Raw genomic sequence first — 17,419 nt, forward strand, 5'->3', positions numbered from 1 at the left:
ATGACCATTGCCATTACCGACGTCGTCCTGCGTGACGCCCACCAGTCCCTTTTCGCTACCCGCCTGCGTCTTGACGATATGCTGCCGATTGCCGCTCAGCTCGACGACGTGGGCTACGGGTCGCTGGAGTGCTGGGGCGGTGCCACCTTTGACGCCTGCATCCGCTTCCTCGGCGAAGACCCGTGGGTTCGCCTGCGTGAACTCAAAAAAGCCATGCCCAAAACCCCGCTGCAGATGCTGCTGCGCGGCCAGAACCTGCTCGGCTATCGCCACTACGCCGATGACGTGGTGGAGCGTTTTGTCGAACGCGCGGTGAAAAACGGCATGGACGTGTTCCGCGTCTTCGATGCCATGAACGACCCGCGCAATATGAAAGCCGCCCTGCAGGCGGTGCGCAGCCACGGCGCACACGCCCAGGGCACGCTCTCTTACACCACCAGCCCGGCACACACGCTGCAGACCTGGCTGGACCTGACCGAACAGCTGCTGGAAACCGGCGTTGATTCCATCGCGATTAAGGACATGTCCGGCATTCTCACGCCGATGGCGGCGTATGAGCTGGTCAGCGAAATCAAAAAACGTTTTGAGGTGCGCCTGCACCTGCACTGTCATGCCACCACCGGCATGGCGGAGATGGCGCTGCTGAAGGCTATCGAGGCGGGTGTTGACGGCGTGGACACGGCGATTTCCTCCATGAGCGCCACCTACGGCCACCCGGCCACCGAAGCGCTGGTGGCGACGTTGGCAGGTACTGAGCATGACACCGGTCTGGATATCCTGAAGCTGGAGAGCATCGCCGCGTACTTCCGCGAGGTGCGCAAAAAGTATCACGCCTTTGAAGGCCAGCTGAAAGGCTACGACAGCCGTATTCTGGTGGCGCAGGTGCCGGGCGGAATGCTCACTAACCTCGAAAGCCAGCTGAAGCAGCAGAACGCGGCGGACAAACTCGACCAGGTGCTGGCGGAAATCCCCCGCGTGCGCGAGGACCTCGGCTTTATCCCGCTGGTGACCCCCACCTCGCAGATTGTCGGCACCCAGGCGGTGCTCAACGTCCTGACCGGCGAACGCTACAAAACCATTGCCAAAGAAACGGCGGGCATTCTGAAAGGCGAATACGGCCACACGCCGGTGCCGGTGAACGCGGCGCTACAGGCCCGCGTGCTGGAAGGTGCTGCCCCGGTGACCTGCCGCCCGGCGGATTTACTCAAACCGGAACTGGCTGAACTGGAAGCGGACGTCAGGCGCCAGGCGCAGGAGAAGGGCATTACTCTGGCGGGAAACGCCATCGACGACGTGCTCACCGTGGCGCTGTTCCCGCAAATCGGCCTGAAGTTCCTTGAGAACCGCCACAACCCGGCGGCGTTTGAGCCGGTGCCGCAGGCGGAAGCCGCGCAGCCGGTGGCAAAAGCAGAGAAGCCTGCCGCTTCCGGTATCTACACCGTGGAAGTGGAAGGCAAAGCCTTTGTGGTCAAAGTCAGCGACGGCGGCGATATCAGCCAGCTCACTACGGCTGTTCCGGCGGCCTCTTCCGCACCGGTTCAGGCTGCCGCTCCGGCAGGCGCAGGCACACCGGTCACCGCGCCGCTGGCGGGCAACATCTGGAAGGTGATTGCCACTGAAGGCCAGAGCGTGGCCGAAGGCGATGTGCTGCTGATTCTGGAAGCCATGAAGATGGAAACCGAAATCCGCGCCGCGCAGGCCGGCACCGTCCGCGGTATCGCGGTGAAGTCCGGGGACGCCGTCTCCGTCGGCGACACCCTGATGACGCTGGCGTAACGGAGAACTGAAATGGAAAGTCTGAACGCCCTGCTTCAGGGCATGGGGCTGATGCACCTTGGCGCAGGCCAGGCCATCATGCTGCTGGTGAGCCTGCTGCTGCTGTGGCTGGCGATAGCGAAGAAGTTCGAGCCGTTGTTGCTGCTGCCGATTGGCTTCGGCGGGCTGCTCTCCAACATCCCGGAAGCGGGTATGGCGCTGACCGCGCTGGAAAGCCTGCTGGCGCATCACGACGCCGGGCAGCTGGCGGTGATTGCCGCGAAGCTTAACTGCGCGCCGGACGTGCACGCCATTAAAGAGGCATTAGCGCTGGCGCTGCCGTCGGTGCAGGGACAGATGGAGAACCTGGCGGTGGACATGGGCTACACGCCGGGGGTGCTGGCGCTGTTCTATAAAGTGGCGATTGGCTCCGGTGTCGCGCCGCTGGTCATCTTTATGGGCGTGGGCGCGATGACCGACTTCGGCCCGCTGCTGGCCAACCCGCGCACCCTGCTGCTGGGGGCGGCGGCGCAGTTCGGCATCTTCGCCACGGTGCTGGGGGCGCTGACGCTGAACTACTTCGGCCTGATTGCCTTCACCCTGCCGCAGGCGGCGGCCATCGGCATCATCGGCGGCGCGGACGGCCCGACGGCGATTTATCTGTCGGGCAAGCTGGCGCCGGAGCTGCTGGGGGCCATCGCGGTGGCGGCGTACTCGTATATGGCGCTGGTGCCGTTAATCCAGCCGCCGATTATGCGCGCGCTGACCAGCGAGAAAGAGCGCAAAATCCGCATGGTGCAGCTGCGCACGGTGAGCAAGCGGGAAAAAATCCTCTTTCCGGTGGTGCTGTTACTGCTGGTGGCGCTGCTGCTGCCGGACGCCGCGCCGCTGCTGGGGATGTTCTGCTTTGGCAATTTGATGCGTGAAAGCGGCGTGGTGGAGCGTCTGAGCGACACGGTACAGAACGGGCTGATTAATATCGTCACCATCTTCCTCGGGCTGTCGGTGGGGGCCAAGCTGGTGGCGGATAAGTTCCTGCAGCCGCAGACGCTGGGCATTCTGCTGCTGGGTGTGATTGCGTTCGGGATTGGGACGGCGGCCGGGGTGCTGATGGCGAAGCTGCTGAACCTGTGCAGTAAGAACAAAATCAACCCGCTTATCGGTTCGGCGGGGGTGTCGGCGGTACCGATGGCGGCCAGGGTATCGAACAAAGTGGGGCTGGAATCGGACCCGCAGAACTTCCTGCTGATGCACGCGATGGGCCCGAACGTGGCGGGGGTTATCGGTTCGGCCATTGCGGCGGGCGTGATGCTCAAGTACGTGCTGGCAATGTAATCCAATCTAATCGGGAGCAGTGATTCTGCTCCCGCAAAATGAGGACACAGTAATGAGTGAAATGGTTGCGTTTCGGCAAGGTACATCCATGCCATCCAGAGAAACCATCTTGCATTATGTTGTTGAGACGGTGAATCAGATAACTGAGCTTGAGCCAGCGCTGCATTTACTGCCGTGGTCTGGCGTCAACTCAGCAATATATGAGCAACGTTTTGCACAGTGTTACGACGAGGGGCTTTGTGCCGCACAGACGTCGGCACCGAATGTTCCGCAGGGGATTCTGCCATCAACCGATTGGGCTCAGGGTATCGGGTTACTCTGTTTTGCCGCAGGGTATATGAGCGCAGGCGAGCGGCCATTAACACACAATCAGTTATGCAATTTCGTCAAACAGGCGGCTGTTGGTTTATCGCCGATTGAGGAGGAAGCGGCGAGCGGTTTCTCGACGGTACGTAGTATTGCATTACCCGTATTCAGGCGATTACAACGCGATGGTCACGCGTCTCGGATCCTGCTGTTACAAACGTTGCTGCATCTGGTCGCCTGGAAAAGCGCATCGCAGTATGCGCGTCAACAGGCGCAACGACTGCTCTGGATGGGCGGCATTCTGGGGGAAGGGGGGGAGCATAGCCTGCTTGCACTGGATAAGGCGCTGCGTGAAGAGGCCGTTGGGGAAAAGAGTTTCCCCGCTCTGCTGATCTTCACGAGTTTCCTGGCGCATTTTCCTGCAGGGCCAGTCTTCATTGACTAGCCGTCGAACGACGCGGGCAAAAGCCGCGTCGTTTTAGTTCGACGCCGGGTATTCCTGCACCGTCACCTGGAACGTGAGCTGCTTATCATCCCGCATTACCACGACCGGAATGACGGAGCCCGGGCGAATTTCCGCCACCTGATCCATCGTCTCCAGCGCGGACACGGCGGGTTTATTATTGACCGAAATAATCAAATCATTAACCTGAATACCGGCAAGCGCGGCGGGGCCGTTTGGCGTCACTTCATTAACGACAATGCCCTGAATCGGGTCCATGCCGCTACCCTGCTGCGCGTGCAGCGGCGCGATTTCTCGTCCGCCAATACCGATATAGCCGCGAATCACGCGACCGTCGCGGATAAGCTTATCCATAATTTTCGTGGCTAGCTGGAAAGGAATCGCAAAACCAAGGCCTTCCGGCGTTTCACCATCGTTACTCTTATCAAAAGAGAGGGTGTTGATCCCCATCAGTTCGCCTAACGAGTTGACCAGCGCGCCGCCGGAGTTACCGTGGTTAATCGAGGCGTCGGTCTGGAGAAAATTCTGTCGCCCCGTCGGGTTCAGGCCGATACGACCCGTTGCGCTGATGATTCCCTGGGTGATGGTCTGTCCCAGATTATATGGGTTGCCGATAGCCAGTACGACGTCGCCAATATGCGGTGTACGCTTTGTATTAATCGGGATGGTAGGCAGCCCGCCAGTGGCGTTGATCTTCAGCACCGCCAGGTCGGTAAGCGAATCGGAGCCAACCAGTAGCGCTTCAAAGACGCGGCCATCCTGTAGCGCGACGATAATCTGATCGGCATCGTTAATCACGTGCTTGTTGGTAATAATATAACCGCGTTGATCCATGATCACGCCGGAACCCAGCGTGCGGATCTCCAGTTGATTATGCGCGGTACTGTTCATACTGCGGTTATAGACGTTGACGACGGCAGGCGCGGCGCGGCGAACCGCAAAATTATAACTGGCTGGCGTCTCATCGGTACTGTCGAATTGCGGGACGGTGATAGGATTAATTTTGCGCAAAGAAGGCATGACGGCCAACAGAATAGCGCCGACAATTAAACCTATTGCGACCGAACGTAAGAGCTTCACAAACATGATGGAGGCGTCGTTAAAAAAGGGAACGGCAGCAGCATACCATGAGTTAACCGGACATCACATCGCAGGCTGATGCCCGGTTTAAGACAGGATTAGCGCAGCAATAGATAAATGTTCTCGTTGCCGCGTACTACCTGAAGAGCAATGATGGACGGTTTTGCCGCCATCACTTTGCGCATTTCGGCGATAGAACTGATGCGATCGCGGTTAACGCCGATGATAACATCATCTTTTTGCAAACCGGCCTGCGCGGCAGGACTGCTTTTTTCGACGCTATCAACCTTAACGCCTTTCGTCCCGTCTTTCAGCTGGCCGTCGCTCAACGTCGCGCCTTGCAACGCCGGGGCGATCATTTCGGCGCTGGCGGAAGAAGAGGTATTGGAATCCAGCGTGACTTCCACCTCCAGCGGCTTACCATCGCGCAGCAGGCCCAGCTTCACTTTCGTGCCCGGTTCGGTGGTGGCGATACGCGAACGCAGTTCGGCAAAGCTATTCAGCGGCTTACCGTTAAGACTGATAATCACGTCTCCGGATTTCACCCCGGCCTTCGCCGAACCTGAATTGGGTAAAACCTCGCTGACAAAAGCGCCACGCTGAACGTTCAGTTTGAATGCCTTAGCGATATCAGCGGTCATTTCAGTGCCTTTAATTCCCAGCAATCCGCGTTTGATTTCGCCGAACTGAATCAACTGCTGCGCCAGCGTCTGCGCCATATTGGAAGGAATAGCAAAGCCAATGCCGATGCTCCCGCCCCCTGGCGCGAGGATCGCGGTATTAATCCCGATCAGCTCGCCGTTCAGGTTAAGCAGCGCGCCGCCGGAGTTGCCGCGGTTAATAGAGGCATCGGTTTGAATAAAGTTCTCAAGCCCTTCCAGATTAAGCCCGCTGCGTCCCAGCGCTGAAATAATCCCGGAGGTGGCGGTTTGCCCAAGGCCAAACGGATTACCGACCGCCACGGCGAAATCGCCGACGCGGAGTTTGTCGGAATCGGCGATGGCAATTTGCGTTAACTTGCTGGGATTCTGAATTTGTAACAGAGCGATATCGCTCTGGTCGTCGCCGCCGATCAGCTTCGCGTCGAATTCGCGTCCGTCATTCAGTTGAATGCTGATCTTCTGTGCCTGATTAATCACATGATTATTGGTTAATACATAGCCTTTCGCGGCATCGATAATCACCCCCGAACCGAGTCCTTCAAACGGCTGGGACGGCTGGTCTGGCAGATCCTCGCCAAAGAATTTTTTAAACTCCTCCGGCACTTTTTGGCTCTGGGCGGCGGTTCCCTCGACTTTTACGCTGACGACAGCAGGCAGCACTTTCTCCAGCATAGGGGCAAGGCTTGGCAGCGTCGCCTGGCCTGGCACCTGGCCTGGTATCGATGCAAGGGCTGGAAACGGCGCCGAAAGAGTTAACCCGACACTTAACGCTAATGCACTTAACAGCTGGGTGTGTTTTTTCATGGATGCTGCTCTCGTACCTTGAATGAACGGATAGACAATTCAAAACAGATTGATGTTATTGAATTTTCAGCCTGGTAACAATGATAATAGCTGGGACAGGAAAGATAGAGAGAGGGCGCAAGCGATGCGCCCGATAAATTTCTTAACGGCGTGCGATTAATCGCGCTTTGCGCCGCTACGTAACAGGCCAGACGCGCCTTCAGAATAATCACGTGGCATTTGTACTGGCGCCTGATCGTTGCTCGCCTCAGACTCCGCCAGACGGTTACGGAACGGATTCGACTCCGCAGACATTTCCGGCAGCAGGCTGCTGGAGCTTTTCGCCATATGCTGATACAGCTGGCGGTAATCATGCGCCATGGTATCCAGCAGTTCCGCGCTGCGGGCAAAGTGGCTAACCAGCTCTTCACGGTACTCTTCCAGCTCAGCTTTGTTTTTTTCCAGTTCGTACTGCAATGCCTGCTGTTGACGTAACTTACGATTACCAAAACGCATGGCCACGGCACCAATGATGATACCGACGACTAATCCAATTAGCGCATATTCCCAGGTCATGAACATCTCCCGTTGTCTTATGTTTCCGTAGGGTGTTGGCTCCAGGCTCCATGCCCGCGCCTGATTATGCCACTATAACCGCTAATTCCGTAGAAGTGGAATCCCGGCAGCATATCGCGTAGTGTAGAACGGCCTTTTTTTCGTCAGCCGTGAACGACGGCACATCGATTTTCAAGGAATAACAATAACATTATGCAAAGCCTTTCCCCTACATCGCGTTATCTCCAGGCACTCAACGAAGGCACCCATCAGCCTGACGACGTACAGAAAGAGGCGGTCGACCGTCTGGAAACCCTTTATCAGGCGCTCACCGCGAAAAAATCGTCGGCTACGCCACCCGGCGGTCTGATAGCGCGACTGGGGAAATTATTAGGCAAAAACGAACCGGACGCGCAAATACCGGTTCGCGGGCTGTATATGTGGGGGGGCGTGGGGCGCGGCAAAACCTGGCTCATGGATCTCTTCTACCACAGCCTGCCGGGCGAGCGAAAACTACGTCTGCATTTTCATCGGTTTATGCTGCGCGTGCATGAAGAACTTACCGCGTTACAGGGACAGATCGATCCGTTAGACATTATTGCCGATCGGTTTAAAACCGAGACGGACGTACTGTGTTTCGATGAGTTTTTCGTCACCGATATTACCGACGCCATGCTGCTGGGTGGTTTAATGAAAGCGCTGTTTGCACGCGGCATTACGCTGGTCGCGACCTCCAATATTCCGCCGGATGAACTCTACCGCAACGGTTTGCAACGCGCCCGCTTCCTGCCAGCTATCGATGCCATTAAACAGCACTGCGACATTATGAATGTGGACGCCGGCGTCGATTACCGGCTACGGACGCTGACGCAGGCCCATTTATGGCTAACGCCGCTTAATGATGAAACCCGGCGGCAAATGGATAAACTGTGGCTGGCGTTAGCGGGGGCCGCGCGCGCGCACGCTCCGACGCTGGAAATCAATCATCGCTCTTTATCCACCCTGGGCGTTGAAAACCAAACGCTAGCGGTCTCTTTCGCTACGCTGTGCGTCGAGGCCCGCAGCCAGCATGATTACATTGCGCTCTCAAGGTTATTTCACACGGTTCTGCTGTTTGACGTGCCGGTCATGACGCCGCTGATGGAGAACGAAGCGCGCCGCTTTATTGCGCTGGTGGATGAGTTTTACGAGCGCCACGTTAAGCTGGTGGTCAGCGCCGCCGCACCGTTATATGAGATTTATCAGGGGGAGCGGCTCAAGTTTGAATTTCAGCGCTGTCTGTCGCGCCTGCAAGAGATGCAGAGTGCGGAGTACCTCAAGCGGGAGCATATGCCGTAAGCCGGACAAGCGCAGCGCCCCGGCATTGTGCGGTATCATATCTGTGCAACCTCCCCTACCGGAGGGGGAACCAGGCCTGAACAAAACCCGCGGCAAATCGCAAAAAGGGGTCGATCTTTGACCTGGACTTCTCTATAATCCTGCGACCCCACGTTACAAGAGAGTTTTTTCCCAAACTTTCTCTGTGCCGGCCAAACATATCCGAGGGGGTAGGTTTACCGGACTTTGTCGTGTGAACCTCAACTATTTAAAACGTTTGGGTGTTCACCAACGTGTAACTTATTTATTTGGGTAAGCTTTTAATGAAAACTTTTACAGCTAAACCAGAAACCGTAAAACGCGACTGGTATGTTGTTGACGCGACCGGTAAAACTCTGGGCCGTCTGGCTACTGAACTGGCTCGTCGCCTGCGCGGTAAGCACAAAGCGGAATACACTCCGCACGTAGATACCGGTGATTACATCATCGTTCTGAACGCTGACAAAGTTGCTGTAACCGGCAACAAGCGTACTGACAAAGTGTACTATCACCACACCGGCCACATCGGTGGTATCAAACAAGCGACCTTTGAAGAGATGATTGCCCGCCGTCCTGAGCGTGTGATTGAAATCGCGGTTAAAGGCATGCTGCCAAAAGGCCCGCTGGGTCGTGCTATGTTCCGTAAACTGAAAGTTTACGCGGGCAACGAGCACAACCACGCGGCACAGCAACCGCAAGTTCTTGACATCTAATCGGGATTATAGGCAATGGCTGAAAATCAATACTACGGCACTGGTCGCCGCAAAAGTTCCGCAGCTCGCGTTTTCATCAAACCGGGCAACGGTAAAATCGTTATCAACCAACGTTCTCTGGAACAGTACTTCGGTCGTGAAACTGCCCGCATGGTAGTTCGTCAGCCGCTGGAACTGGTCGACATGGTTGAGAAACTGGATCTGTACATCACTGTTAAAGGTGGTGGTATCTCTGGTCAGGCTGGTGCGATCCGTCACGGTATCACCCGCGCTCTGATGGAGTACGACGAGTCCCTGCGTGGCGAACTGCGTAAAGCTGGCTTCGTTACTCGTGACGCTCGTCAGGTTGAACGTAAGAAAGTCGGCCTGCGTAAAGCACGTCGTCGTCCGCAGTTCTCCAAACGTTAATGGGTTTCTGCTTCGGCAGACAACTGTTAGCGAAAAAACCCGCTTCGGCGGGTTTTTTTATGGCTAAAGTCCGAATCCAGTCTCTTTTCCTCCCTATCTTTAGCATTATTCTCATCTTATTCATCTTTCATGCACGCTCAGAGAAAAGGAAGTCACAGTGGGATTTTTTAACGCATTGTTTACTAAGAAAGAGTCGTTAATGCTGTCGAATAAATGGGAATTCTTTATAACAACGGTGGATGACCATGTTACGGGGATACGTGTGGATATCGGCGCCATTCAGGATGAAAAATTTGATCGCCTTATCCATACCGGGTTCTTACGTGTTCATTACACCAACTGTTATGAAAATGGTTTGCCGCAGCCCGATGAAACACAGCGTTTAAATCGTATAGAGGACTGGCTTGATGAAAAGGGGAAGACGTTTCCGATCTGGCTGGTGGGTGTGGTTACCCAACAAGGCTGGCGCGATTTTGTGTTCATGTCGGAAGAGGGTCTTAACTGGGAAAAGACGCTGGATAAATTGCTCGCTGGTGGCCCGGAAATCTCTTTTAGTTATAGAGAGAGTCACAATGATAAAGGAAACTTTTACCGCCAGTTCTTGTATCCAACCCGATACGACTGGAACTGGATACACGATTCCCGCGTGTGCCGGGGATTACAGGAACAAGGTGATGATCTGACGCTTCCGCGCGCTATTGATTATTATGCGACATTGCCTACAGAAGTCGCCGCGCGCGACCTGGCGCAAAATATTGCTGCATTACCGTATGGCATAACGCTGGTCAGTATTCGAATGAATGACCCGCAACAGGGGTTTATGGCGTCTTTTATCAGCACCGATGCTCCGCAACAATGGCATATGACAGAAATCACTTGCCAGCTTACCGATCTGGCTGAAAAACATGGCGGCAGTTTTGATGGCTGGGGCGCACCGGTAGTACAGGCATAACAGGCGAAAGACAATATCTCAGGTGGGGCGAGCATTTCAGACCAGGAATATCTCTTTTTCCTCATTTCCAGAATCGACTCACCACAAAGGTCACAAAATCTGGTAAACTATCATCCAATTTTCTGCCCAAATAGCGGGGAATGTTCATTTTTTGTCTCGTTTCTGAGCAATGATGGCTTTTTTCGCCCTGGGTGACATAACATCTGGCTGGTCACATTGTGGCTGGTAGCAGTAAAAATTCTGAATATACCTGGAGGTTTTCATGGCTGTCGCTGCCAACAAACGTTCGGTAATGACGCTGTTTTCTGGTCCTACTGACATCTATAGCCATCAGGTCCGCATTGTGTTGGCTGAAAAGGGTGTTAGTTTTGAGATCGAACATGTGGAAAAGGACAATCCACCTCAGGATCTGATTGACCTCAACCCGAATCAAAGCGTTCCGACACTGGTGGATCGTGAGCTGACCCTGTGGGAATCTCGCATCATTATGGAATATCTGGATGAGCGTTTCCCTCATCCGCCGCTGATGCCGGTTTATCCGGTCGCGCGCGGTGAAAGCCGTCTGTACATGCACCGTATTGAAAAAGACTGGTATACGCTGATGAACGTCATCGTAAACGGGTCTGCTTCCGAGGCCGACTCTGCGCGTAAACAACTGCGTGAAGAGCTGCTGGCGATTGCGCCGGTATTTGGTCAGAAACCGTATTTCCTGAGCGACGAATTCAGCCTGGTTGATTGCTACCTGGCGCCTCTCCTGTGGCGTTTACCGCAGTTGGGTATTGAATTCAGCGGTGCAGGGGCGAAAGAGCTGAAAGGCTATATGACCCGCGTCTTTGAGCGTGATTCTTTCCTGGCTTCTTTAACCGAAGCTGAACGTGAAATGCGCCTCGGTCGGGGTTAACCTGTATGGATTTGTCACAGTTGACGCCGCGTCGTCCCTATCTGTTGCGTGCTTTCTACGAGTGGTTGCTGGATAACCAGTTGACCCCGCATCTGGTGGTGGATGTGATGCTGCCTGGCGTGCATGTCCCTATGGAATATGCGCGCGATGGGCAAATCGTCCTCAATATTGCGCCGCGGGCGGTAGGTAATCTGGAGCTGTCTAATGATGAAGTGCGTTTTAATGCGCGCTTCGGCGGCGTTCCCCGTCAGGTTTCTGTGCCTTTGGCTGCGGTGCTGGCGATTTACGCCCGTGAAAACGGCGCAGGCACCATGTTTGAGCCTGAAGCCGCCTATGATGAAGACGTTGTCAGCTTAAATGATGATGACAATACCGCAGGCGCGGAAAGCGAGACCGTGATGTCCGTCATTGATGGCGATAAGCCCGACCACGATGACGACAGTAGCCCTGATGACGAGCCGCCTCCGCCGCGTGGCGGACGTCCGGCGCTACGCGTAGTAAAATAATCAACAGGCCCTGAAGGGCCTGTTTTGTTTGGTCTCCTCGCGGGTTCACCCTGCTTTTGAAGCTGTGTTACGATAAGCTTGCTATTATTTGCCACCGACCACTCATGAATGGACGTTATGAACGCATTTGATTCGCAAGCAGAAGATTCACCGACATCCCTCGGGCGTAGTTTGCGCCGCCGTCCGCTGGCGCGTAAAAAACTGTCTGAAATGGTTGAGGAAGAGCTGGAGCAGATGATCCGCCGTCATGAGTTTGGCGAGGGAGAACAGCTACCGTCTGAACGTGAATTAATGGCCTTCTTCAATGTGGGGCGTCCCTCCGTGCGTGAAGCGTTAGCTGCGCTGAAGCGTAAAGGTCTGGTGCAAATCAATAACGGCGAACGCGCCCGCGTCTCGCGCCCCTCTGCTGATACCATCATCAGTGAACTGTCGGGTATGGCGAAAGATTTTCTTACTCATCCTGGCGGCATCGCTCACTTTGAACAGCTACGGCTTTTCTTTGAGTCCAGCCTGGTACGCTATGCGGCGGAACATGCCACCGACGAGCAGATCGCGTTGTTAACGAAAGCGCTGGAAATTAATAGCCAGTCGCTGGATGACAACGCGCTGTTTATTCGTTCGGATGTCGAGTTTCACCGGGTGCTGGCTGAAATTCCCGGCAATCCGATCTTTATGGCTATTCATGTTGCTCTGCTGGACTGGCTAATCGCCGCTCGCCCAAGCGTTCCCGATCGTGAGCTGCATGAACATAATAACGTGAGTTATCAACAGCATATTGTGATTGTTGATGCCATTCGCCAGCGAGATCCCGATAAAGCGGATCGCGCTCTGCAAACCCACCTCAATAGCGTTTCCGCTACCTGGCACGCGCTCGGTAAAAAAAGTCAAAAAATGCGGTAGCGATCGCACCTCCGATCCCGGTTTAGTGAAGCAGATCGCACTATAAGCGTTCTGTATTATTTGCTGCTTATTTGATCTGGTATAACAGGTATAAAGGTAGGTAGTTAATATATTCATCATCCGTAGAGGTAGGTATGGCAAAAGCATTGCAAGGCGTAATGGCGGCGTTGTTGACCCCATTTGATCATCAGCAGCAACTGGATAGCGAAAGCCTGCGCCGTCTGGTGCGTTTTAACATCGGGCAGGGTATCGACGGGCTGTACGTTGGCGGTTCCACCGGGGAAGCATTCGTACAGAGCCTTGCTGAAAGAGAGCAGGTACTGGAGATTGTCGCCGAAGAGGCGAAGGGAAAAATCACGTTGATCGCCCATGTCGGGACGGTAAGCACCGCAGAAAGCCAGCAGCTTGCCAGCGCCGCAAAGCGTTACGGTTTTGATGCGGTCTCTGCGGTGACGCCTTTTTATTACCCTTTCAGTTTTGAAGAGCACTGTGACCATTATCGGGCAATCATTGATTCCGCAGATGGATTGCCGATGGTGGTATACAACATTCCGGCGTTAAGCGGTGTAAAACTTACCCTCGATCAGATCAATACGCTGGTGACATTACCGGGCGTGAGCGCGCTCAAGCAAACCTCCGGCGATCTCTTCCAGATGGAGCAGATCCGCCGCGCGCATCCGGATCTGGTGCTGTACAACGGTTATGACGAAATCTTCGCTTCCGGCCTGCTGGCGGGCGCGGACGGCGGTATCGGCAGCACATACAACATTATGGGCTGGCGTTATCAGGGGATTGTTCAGGCATTGCGTGAGGGCGATGTGGCGAAAGCGCAGCGTCTGCAAACCGAGTGCAATAAGGTTATTGATTTACTGATTAAAACCGGCGTATTCCGCGGCCTGAAAACGGTCCTGCATTATATGGACGTGGTATCGGTGCCGCTGTGTCGTAAACCGTTCGCGCCTGTTGATGAAAAATATCTGCCGGCGCTCAAGGCGCTGGCTCAACAACTGATAGAAGAAAAGGCGTAACAGCATAATGCCGGGGGCGCTACGCTTGCCCGGCCTACAACAGTGTGAGCGGTAGGCCGGATAAGGCGGAGCCGCCATTCGGCATAACGACAACAAAAATCGTCGGGAGAGTAAAATGAGTACTTCTACCCAAAACATCCCGTGGTATCGCCATCTCAACCGGGCGCAGTGGCGGGCATTTTCCGCTGCCTGGCTGGGATATCTGCTTGATGGTTTTGATTTTGTGTTGATTGCTCTTGTACTGACTGAGGTACAAAGCGAATTTGGGCTGACGACGGTACAGGCGGCAAGCCTGATTTCTGCGGCTTTTATCTCTCGCTGGTTCGGCGGGTTATTACTGGGCGCGATGGGCGATCGCTATGGGCGTCGTCTGGCGATGGTCAGCAGCATCATTCTGTTTTCGGTGGGAACCCTGGCCTGCGGGTTTGCGCCCGGTTACACCACCATGTTCATCGCCCGACTGGTGATTGGTATGGGCATGGCGGGCGAATATGGTTCCAGCGCGACCTATGTGATTGAAAGCTGGCCAAAACATTTACGCAATAAAGCCAGCGGTTTTCTGATTTCCGGCTTCTCCGTCGGCGCGGTCGTTGCCGCGCAGGTGTACAGCCTGGTGGTGCCTGTCTGGGGCTGGCGCGCGCTGTTTTTCATTGGCATTTTGCCAATTATCTTCGCTCTCTGGCTGCGAAAAAACATTCCGGAAGCGGAAGACTGGAAAGAGAAACACGCGGGTAAAGCGCCGGTACGTACGATGGTCGACATTCTTTATCGGGGCGAACATCGCATCATCAACATTTTAATGACTTTCGCCGCCGCCGCTGCGCTGTGGTTCTGTTTTGCCGGTAACCTACAAAATGCTGCGATTGTGGCGGGGCTGGGACTACTGTGCGCGGTTATCTTTATCAGCTTTATGGTGCAGAGCAGCGGTAAACGCTGGCCCACTGGCGTCATGCTGATGCTGGTGGTACTGTTTGCTTTCCTCTATTCCTGGCCGATTCAGGCGCTATTACCCACTTATCTGAAAACCGAGCTGGCCTACGATCCGCATACGGTAGCGAATGTCCTGTTCTTTAGCGGATTTGGCGCGGCGGTTGGTTGCTGCGTAGGCGGTTTTCTTGGCGACTGGCTGGGAACGCGTAAAGCATATGTCTGTAGCCTGCTGGCCTCGCAAATCCTCATTATTCCGGTCTTTGCGATTGGCGGCACAAACGTCTGGGTTCTGGGTCTGCTACTGTTTTTCCAACAGATGTTGGGGCAGGGGATTGCCGGGATTCTGCCGAAACTGATCGGCGGTTACTTCGATACCGATCAGCGCGCGGCGGGGCTGGGCTTTACTTATAACGTCGGCGCGCTCGGCGGCGCGCTGGCGCCGATCCTGGGAGCGCTGATCGCTCAACGTCTGGATCTGGGCACTGCGCTGGCATCGCTCTCTTTCAGCCTGACGTTTGTCGTGATCCTGCTTATTGGGCTTGATATGCCGTCTCGCGTACAGCGTTGGCTACGTCCGGAAGCGTTACGCACCCATGATGCTATCGACGACAAACCGTTCAGCGGAGCCGTACCGCTTGGCAGTGGTAAAGGTGCCTTTGTAAAAACGAAAAGTTAATCCGCTTGCCCGGTTTTAAACCGGGCAATATTTGTAAGGGAGTAGTATGTCGTTACTTGAACAACTGGATAAAAATATTGCCGCTTCTGGCGGCCTGATTGTCTCCTGCCAGCCCGTTCCGGGCAGTCCGCTGGATAAGCCGGAGATTGTAGCGGCAATGGCGTTGGCGGCGGAACAGGCGGGCGCGGTTGCGGTGCGTATTGAAGGCATAGACAACCTGCGTGTGGCCCGCTCGCTCGTTTCGGTACCCATTATCGGCATTATCAAACGCGATCTGGACGACTCTCCAGTGCGCATTACCCCTTTTCTCGACGATGTAGATGCGCTGGCGCAGGCTGGCGCAGCTATTATCGCCGTTGATGGAACCGCTCGGCAACGGCCGGTAGCCGTTGAGGCGTTGTTGGCGCGCATTCATCACCACCATCTACTGGCGATGGCCGACTGCTCATCCGTGGACGATGGTCTCGCCTGCCAACGGTTGGGCGCGGACATTATCGGCACGACAATGTCCGGCTACACCACCCCCGATACGCCGGAGGAACCCGATCTGCCCTTAGTCAAAGCGTTGCATGACGCCGGATGCCGGGTAATAGCCGAAGGGCGCTATAACTCGCCAGCACTGGCGGCGGAGGCGATCCGTTATGGCGCATGGGCGGTGACGGTGGGGTCCGCCATTACCCGTCTGGAACATATCTGTGGATGGTATAACGACGCATTAAAAAAGGCGGCGTCATGACTACGTTAGCAATCGATATTGGCGGTACTAAACTTGCCGCCGCGCTCATCGACAACAACTTGCGCATTAGCCAGCGTCGCGAGCTACCGACCCCCGCGAGCAAAACGCCGGATGCGTTACGTGAAGCATTAAAGGCGCTGGTTGAACCACTACGGGCAGAGGCGCGTCAGGTAGCGATAGCTTCTACCGGGATCATTCAGGAAGGGATGCTGCTGGCGCTAAACCCCCATAATCTGGGCGGCTTGCTACACTTTCCGTTAGTACAAACACTGGAAACGATCGCTGGCCTGCCGACGCTGGCGGTGAACGACGCGCAGGCGGCGGCCTGGGCGGAGTATCACGCGCTCCCTGATGATATCCGCGATATGGTATTTATCACCGTTTCAACCGGCGTTGGCGGCGGCGTTGTCTGCGACGGCAAGCTCCTTACCGGAAAAGGCGGTCTGGCCGGGCACCTGGGACACACCCTGGCGGACCCACACGGGCCCGTATGCGGCTGTGGACGCGTTGGTTGTGTAGAGGCCATCGCCTCCGGACGAGGGATGGCCGCGGCGGCGCGGGACGATCTGGCGGGATGCGACGCCAAAACCCTATTTATTCGCGCTGGCGAAGGTCATCAGCAGGCGCGACATCTGGTAAGCCAATCCGCGCAGGTAATAGCGCGAATGATCGCCGATGTGAAAGCGATTACCGACTGCCAGTGTGTGGTCATTGGCGGCAGCGTAGGGTTAGCTGAGGGATACCTGGAGCAGGTTCGCGCGTTTTTGATGCAAGAGCCTGAGCCTTATCACGTGGCGCTGAGCGCCGCTCGCTATCGGCATGACGCAGGATTATTAGGCGCTGCTTTGTTAGCTCAAGGAGACACATTATGATGATGGGGGAAGTACAGTCGTTGCCTTCTTGCGGGTTGCATCCGCGACTGCTGGATGCCTTGACTCTCGCGCTGGCGGCAAGGCCGCAGGAGAAAGCGCCGGGGCGCTATGAATTGCAGGGCGACAATATCTTTATGAATGTAATGCAGTTAACGACGCAAATGCCGGCCGAGAAGAAAGCGGAATTGCATGAACAATACATTGATATTCAGCTACTACTAACCGGCGTCGAGCGTATTGCGTTTGGGATGTCCGGTGCCGCTCGCCAGTGCGAGGAGATGCATGTTGAAGAGGATTACCAGCTTTGTAGTCAAATTGCCGACGAGCAGACTATTACGCTGCAAGCGGGGATGTTTGCTGTGTTTATGCCGGGAGAACCGCATAAACCGGGATGTGCAGTGGGTGAGCCAGATGACATCAAAAAAGTGGTAGTGAAAGTACGCGCCAGTCTGCTGGCGGCCTGAATCTCTTGCCGGAGCAGTCTTCCGAACGCAGCCCCTTA

General features: G+C 55.4%; 18 protein-coding genes. 15 read left to right on the plus strand and 3 right to left on the minus strand.

Annotation, left to right across the window (positions count from 1 at the left end):
• From oadA to ACLJR2_RS05215, 3 genes are read left to right on the plus strand one after another with little or no spacing between them, the layout of a single operon-like run.
• Entirely contained in the window at positions 1-1,776 is a 1,776-nt protein-coding gene (gene oadA / locus ACLJR2_RS05205) for a sodium-extruding oxaloacetate decarboxylase subunit alpha (RefSeq protein WP_001534935.1), read from the plus strand.
• Between the two features lie 12 nt (positions 1,777-1,788).
• Positions 1,789-3,090 carry an oxalacetate decarboxylase subunit beta gene (locus ACLJR2_RS05210; protein WP_000444826.1) on the plus strand — a complete coding sequence of 434 codons (1,302 nt, stop codon included), beginning with the start codon at positions 1,789-1,791 and terminating at the stop codon, positions 3,088-3,090.
• A gap of 19 nt (positions 3,091-3,109) precedes the next feature.
• Complete coding sequence (locus tag ACLJR2_RS05215) at positions 3,110-3,841, plus strand: triphosphoribosyl-dephospho-CoA synthase (RefSeq protein ID WP_000602027.1); 732 nt, start codon at positions 3,110-3,112, stop codon at positions 3,839-3,841.
• A gap of 33 nt (positions 3,842-3,874) precedes the next feature.
• Here ACLJR2_RS05215 and degS read toward each other — a convergent pair whose 3' ends face one another.
• From degS to zapG, 3 genes are all read right to left on the minus strand, one after another.
• Positions 3,875-4,945 carry an outer membrane-stress sensor serine endopeptidase DegS gene (gene degS / locus ACLJR2_RS05220; RefSeq protein ID WP_000497707.1) on the minus strand — a complete coding sequence of 357 codons (1,071 nt, stop codon included), beginning with the start codon at positions 4,943-4,945 and terminating at the stop codon, positions 3,875-3,877.
• A gap of 92 nt (positions 4,946-5,037) precedes the next feature.
• Positions 5,038-6,405, minus strand: coding sequence for a serine endoprotease DegQ (degQ, locus tag ACLJR2_RS05225; protein WP_000716690.1), 1,368 nt, complete (start codon positions 6,403-6,405; stop codon positions 5,038-5,040).
• Positions 6,406-6,561: 156 nt separating this feature from the next.
• Positions 6,562-6,960: a Z-ring associated protein ZapG gene (gene zapG / locus ACLJR2_RS05230; RefSeq protein ID WP_001519074.1), complete on the minus strand. Its 399-nt coding sequence runs from the start codon at positions 6,958-6,960 to the stop codon at positions 6,562-6,564.
• 192 nt (positions 6,961-7,152) lie between these two features.
• On the opposite strand from zapG, the gene zapE reads away from it, so the two are divergent.
• The 12 genes from zapE (at position 7,153) to nanQ (ending at position 17,381) form a co-directional block, all read left to right on the plus strand.
• Positions 7,153-8,277 carry a cell division protein ZapE gene (gene zapE, locus ACLJR2_RS05235; protein ID WP_001191218.1) on the plus strand — a complete coding sequence of 375 codons (1,125 nt, stop codon included), beginning with the start codon at positions 7,153-7,155 and terminating at the stop codon, positions 8,275-8,277.
• Positions 8,278-8,579: 302 nt separating this feature from the next.
• Positions 8,580-9,008, plus strand: coding sequence for a 50S ribosomal protein L13 (rplM, locus tag ACLJR2_RS05240; RefSeq protein ID WP_000847559.1), 429 nt, complete (start codon positions 8,580-8,582; stop codon positions 9,006-9,008).
• A gap of 15 nt (positions 9,009-9,023) precedes the next feature.
• Entirely contained in the window at positions 9,024-9,416 is a 393-nt protein-coding gene (gene rpsI / locus ACLJR2_RS05245) for a 30S ribosomal protein S9 (RefSeq protein WP_000829815.1), read from the plus strand.
• A 199-nt stretch (positions 9,417-9,615) separates the two neighbouring features.
• Complete coding sequence (locus ACLJR2_RS05250) at positions 9,616-10,368, plus strand: DUF695 domain-containing protein (RefSeq protein WP_077905103.1); 753 nt, start codon at positions 9,616-9,618, stop codon at positions 10,366-10,368.
• Between the two features lie 262 nt (positions 10,369-10,630).
• On the plus strand, positions 10,631-11,269 hold the full coding sequence (gene sspA / locus ACLJR2_RS05255; protein WP_000257298.1) for a stringent starvation protein SspA: 639 nt from the start codon (positions 10,631-10,633) through the stop codon (positions 11,267-11,269).
• 5 nt (positions 11,270-11,274) lie between these two features.
• Positions 11,275-11,775, plus strand: a complete 501-nt coding sequence (sspB, locus tag ACLJR2_RS05260) for a ClpXP protease specificity-enhancing factor (RefSeq protein WP_000366112.1) — start codon at positions 11,275-11,277, stop codon at positions 11,773-11,775.
• A gap of 108 nt (positions 11,776-11,883) precedes the next feature.
• Positions 11,884-12,675 (plus strand): transcriptional regulator NanR, encoded by a 792-nt coding sequence (nanR, locus tag ACLJR2_RS05265; protein ID WP_000382926.1) that lies wholly within the window; start codon positions 11,884-11,886, stop codon positions 12,673-12,675.
• A gap of 134 nt (positions 12,676-12,809) precedes the next feature.
• The gene (gene nanA, locus ACLJR2_RS05270) at positions 12,810-13,703 is read left to right on the plus strand and encodes an N-acetylneuraminate lyase (RefSeq protein ID WP_001029666.1); all 894 of its coding nucleotides are present in this window, start codon (positions 12,810-12,812) and stop codon (positions 13,701-13,703) included.
• 115 nt (positions 13,704-13,818) lie between these two features.
• Positions 13,819-15,309, plus strand: coding sequence for a sialic acid transporter NanT (nanT, locus tag ACLJR2_RS05275; protein WP_000108071.1), 1,491 nt, complete (start codon positions 13,819-13,821; stop codon positions 15,307-15,309).
• Between the two features lie 46 nt (positions 15,310-15,355).
• On the plus strand, positions 15,356-16,045 hold the full coding sequence (locus tag ACLJR2_RS05280) for an N-acetylmannosamine-6-phosphate 2-epimerase (protein ID WP_000054444.1): 690 nt from the start codon (positions 15,356-15,358) through the stop codon (positions 16,043-16,045).
• On the plus strand, positions 16,042-16,917 hold the full coding sequence (gene nanK, locus ACLJR2_RS05285; protein ID WP_000208982.1) for an N-acetylmannosamine kinase: 876 nt from the start codon (positions 16,042-16,044) through the stop codon (positions 16,915-16,917). Before ACLJR2_RS05280 ends, nanK begins: the two co-directional genes overlap by 4 nt.
• Positions 16,914-17,381 (plus strand): N-acetylneuraminate anomerase, encoded by a 468-nt coding sequence (gene nanQ / locus ACLJR2_RS05290; protein ID WP_000979900.1) that lies wholly within the window; start codon positions 16,914-16,916, stop codon positions 17,379-17,381. Before nanK ends, nanQ begins: the two co-directional genes overlap by 4 nt.
• The last annotated feature ends 38 nt before the right edge of the window (positions 17,382-17,419 follow it).

Source organism: Salmonella sp. SAL03688 (assembly GCF_046551895.1).
Taxonomy (GTDB): domain Bacteria; phylum Pseudomonadota; class Gammaproteobacteria; order Enterobacterales; family Enterobacteriaceae; genus Salmonella; species Salmonella enterica.

What these genes read in the sequence shown, in the direction of transcription:
- oadA (WP_001534935.1), top strand. Translation starts at nt 1, where the DNA reads ATGACCATTGCCATTACCGACGTCGTCCTGCGTGACGCCCACCAGTCC.
- ACLJR2_RS05210 (WP_000444826.1), top strand. Translation starts at nt 1,789, where the DNA reads ATGGAAAGTCTGAACGCCCTGCTTCAGGGCATGGGGCTGATGCACCTT.
- degS (WP_000497707.1), bottom strand. Translation starts at nt 4,945, where the DNA reads ATGTTTGTGAAGCTCTTACGTTCGGTCGCAATAGGTTTAATTGTCGGC.
- degQ (WP_000716690.1), bottom strand. Translation starts at nt 6,405, where the DNA reads ATGAAAAAACACACCCAGCTGTTAAGTGCATTAGCGTTAAGTGTCGGG.
- zapG (WP_001519074.1), bottom strand. Translation starts at nt 6,960, where the DNA reads ATGACCTGGGAATATGCGCTAATTGGATTAGTCGTCGGTATCATCATT.
- zapE (WP_001191218.1), top strand. Translation starts at nt 7,153, where the DNA reads ATGCAAAGCCTTTCCCCTACATCGCGTTATCTCCAGGCACTCAACGAA.
- rplM (WP_000847559.1), top strand. Translation starts at nt 8,580, where the DNA reads ATGAAAACTTTTACAGCTAAACCAGAAACCGTAAAACGCGACTGGTAT.
- rpsI (WP_000829815.1), top strand. Translation starts at nt 9,024, where the DNA reads ATGGCTGAAAATCAATACTACGGCACTGGTCGCCGCAAAAGTTCCGCA.
- ACLJR2_RS05250 (WP_077905103.1), top strand. Translation starts at nt 9,616, where the DNA reads ATGCTGTCGAATAAATGGGAATTCTTTATAACAACGGTGGATGACCAT.
- sspA (WP_000257298.1), top strand. Translation starts at nt 10,631, where the DNA reads ATGGCTGTCGCTGCCAACAAACGTTCGGTAATGACGCTGTTTTCTGGT.
- sspB (WP_000366112.1), top strand. Translation starts at nt 11,275, where the DNA reads ATGGATTTGTCACAGTTGACGCCGCGTCGTCCCTATCTGTTGCGTGCT.
- nanR (WP_000382926.1), top strand. Translation starts at nt 11,884, where the DNA reads ATGGACGTTATGAACGCATTTGATTCGCAAGCAGAAGATTCACCGACA.
- nanA (WP_001029666.1), top strand. Translation starts at nt 12,810, where the DNA reads ATGGCAAAAGCATTGCAAGGCGTAATGGCGGCGTTGTTGACCCCATTT.
- nanT (WP_000108071.1), top strand. Translation starts at nt 13,819, where the DNA reads ATGAGTACTTCTACCCAAAACATCCCGTGGTATCGCCATCTCAACCGG.
- ACLJR2_RS05280 (WP_000054444.1), top strand. Translation starts at nt 15,356, where the DNA reads ATGTCGTTACTTGAACAACTGGATAAAAATATTGCCGCTTCTGGCGGC.
- nanK (WP_000208982.1), top strand. Translation starts at nt 16,042, where the DNA reads ATGACTACGTTAGCAATCGATATTGGCGGTACTAAACTTGCCGCCGCG.
- nanQ (WP_000979900.1), top strand. Translation starts at nt 16,914, where the DNA reads ATGATGATGGGGGAAGTACAGTCGTTGCCTTCTTGCGGGTTGCATCCG.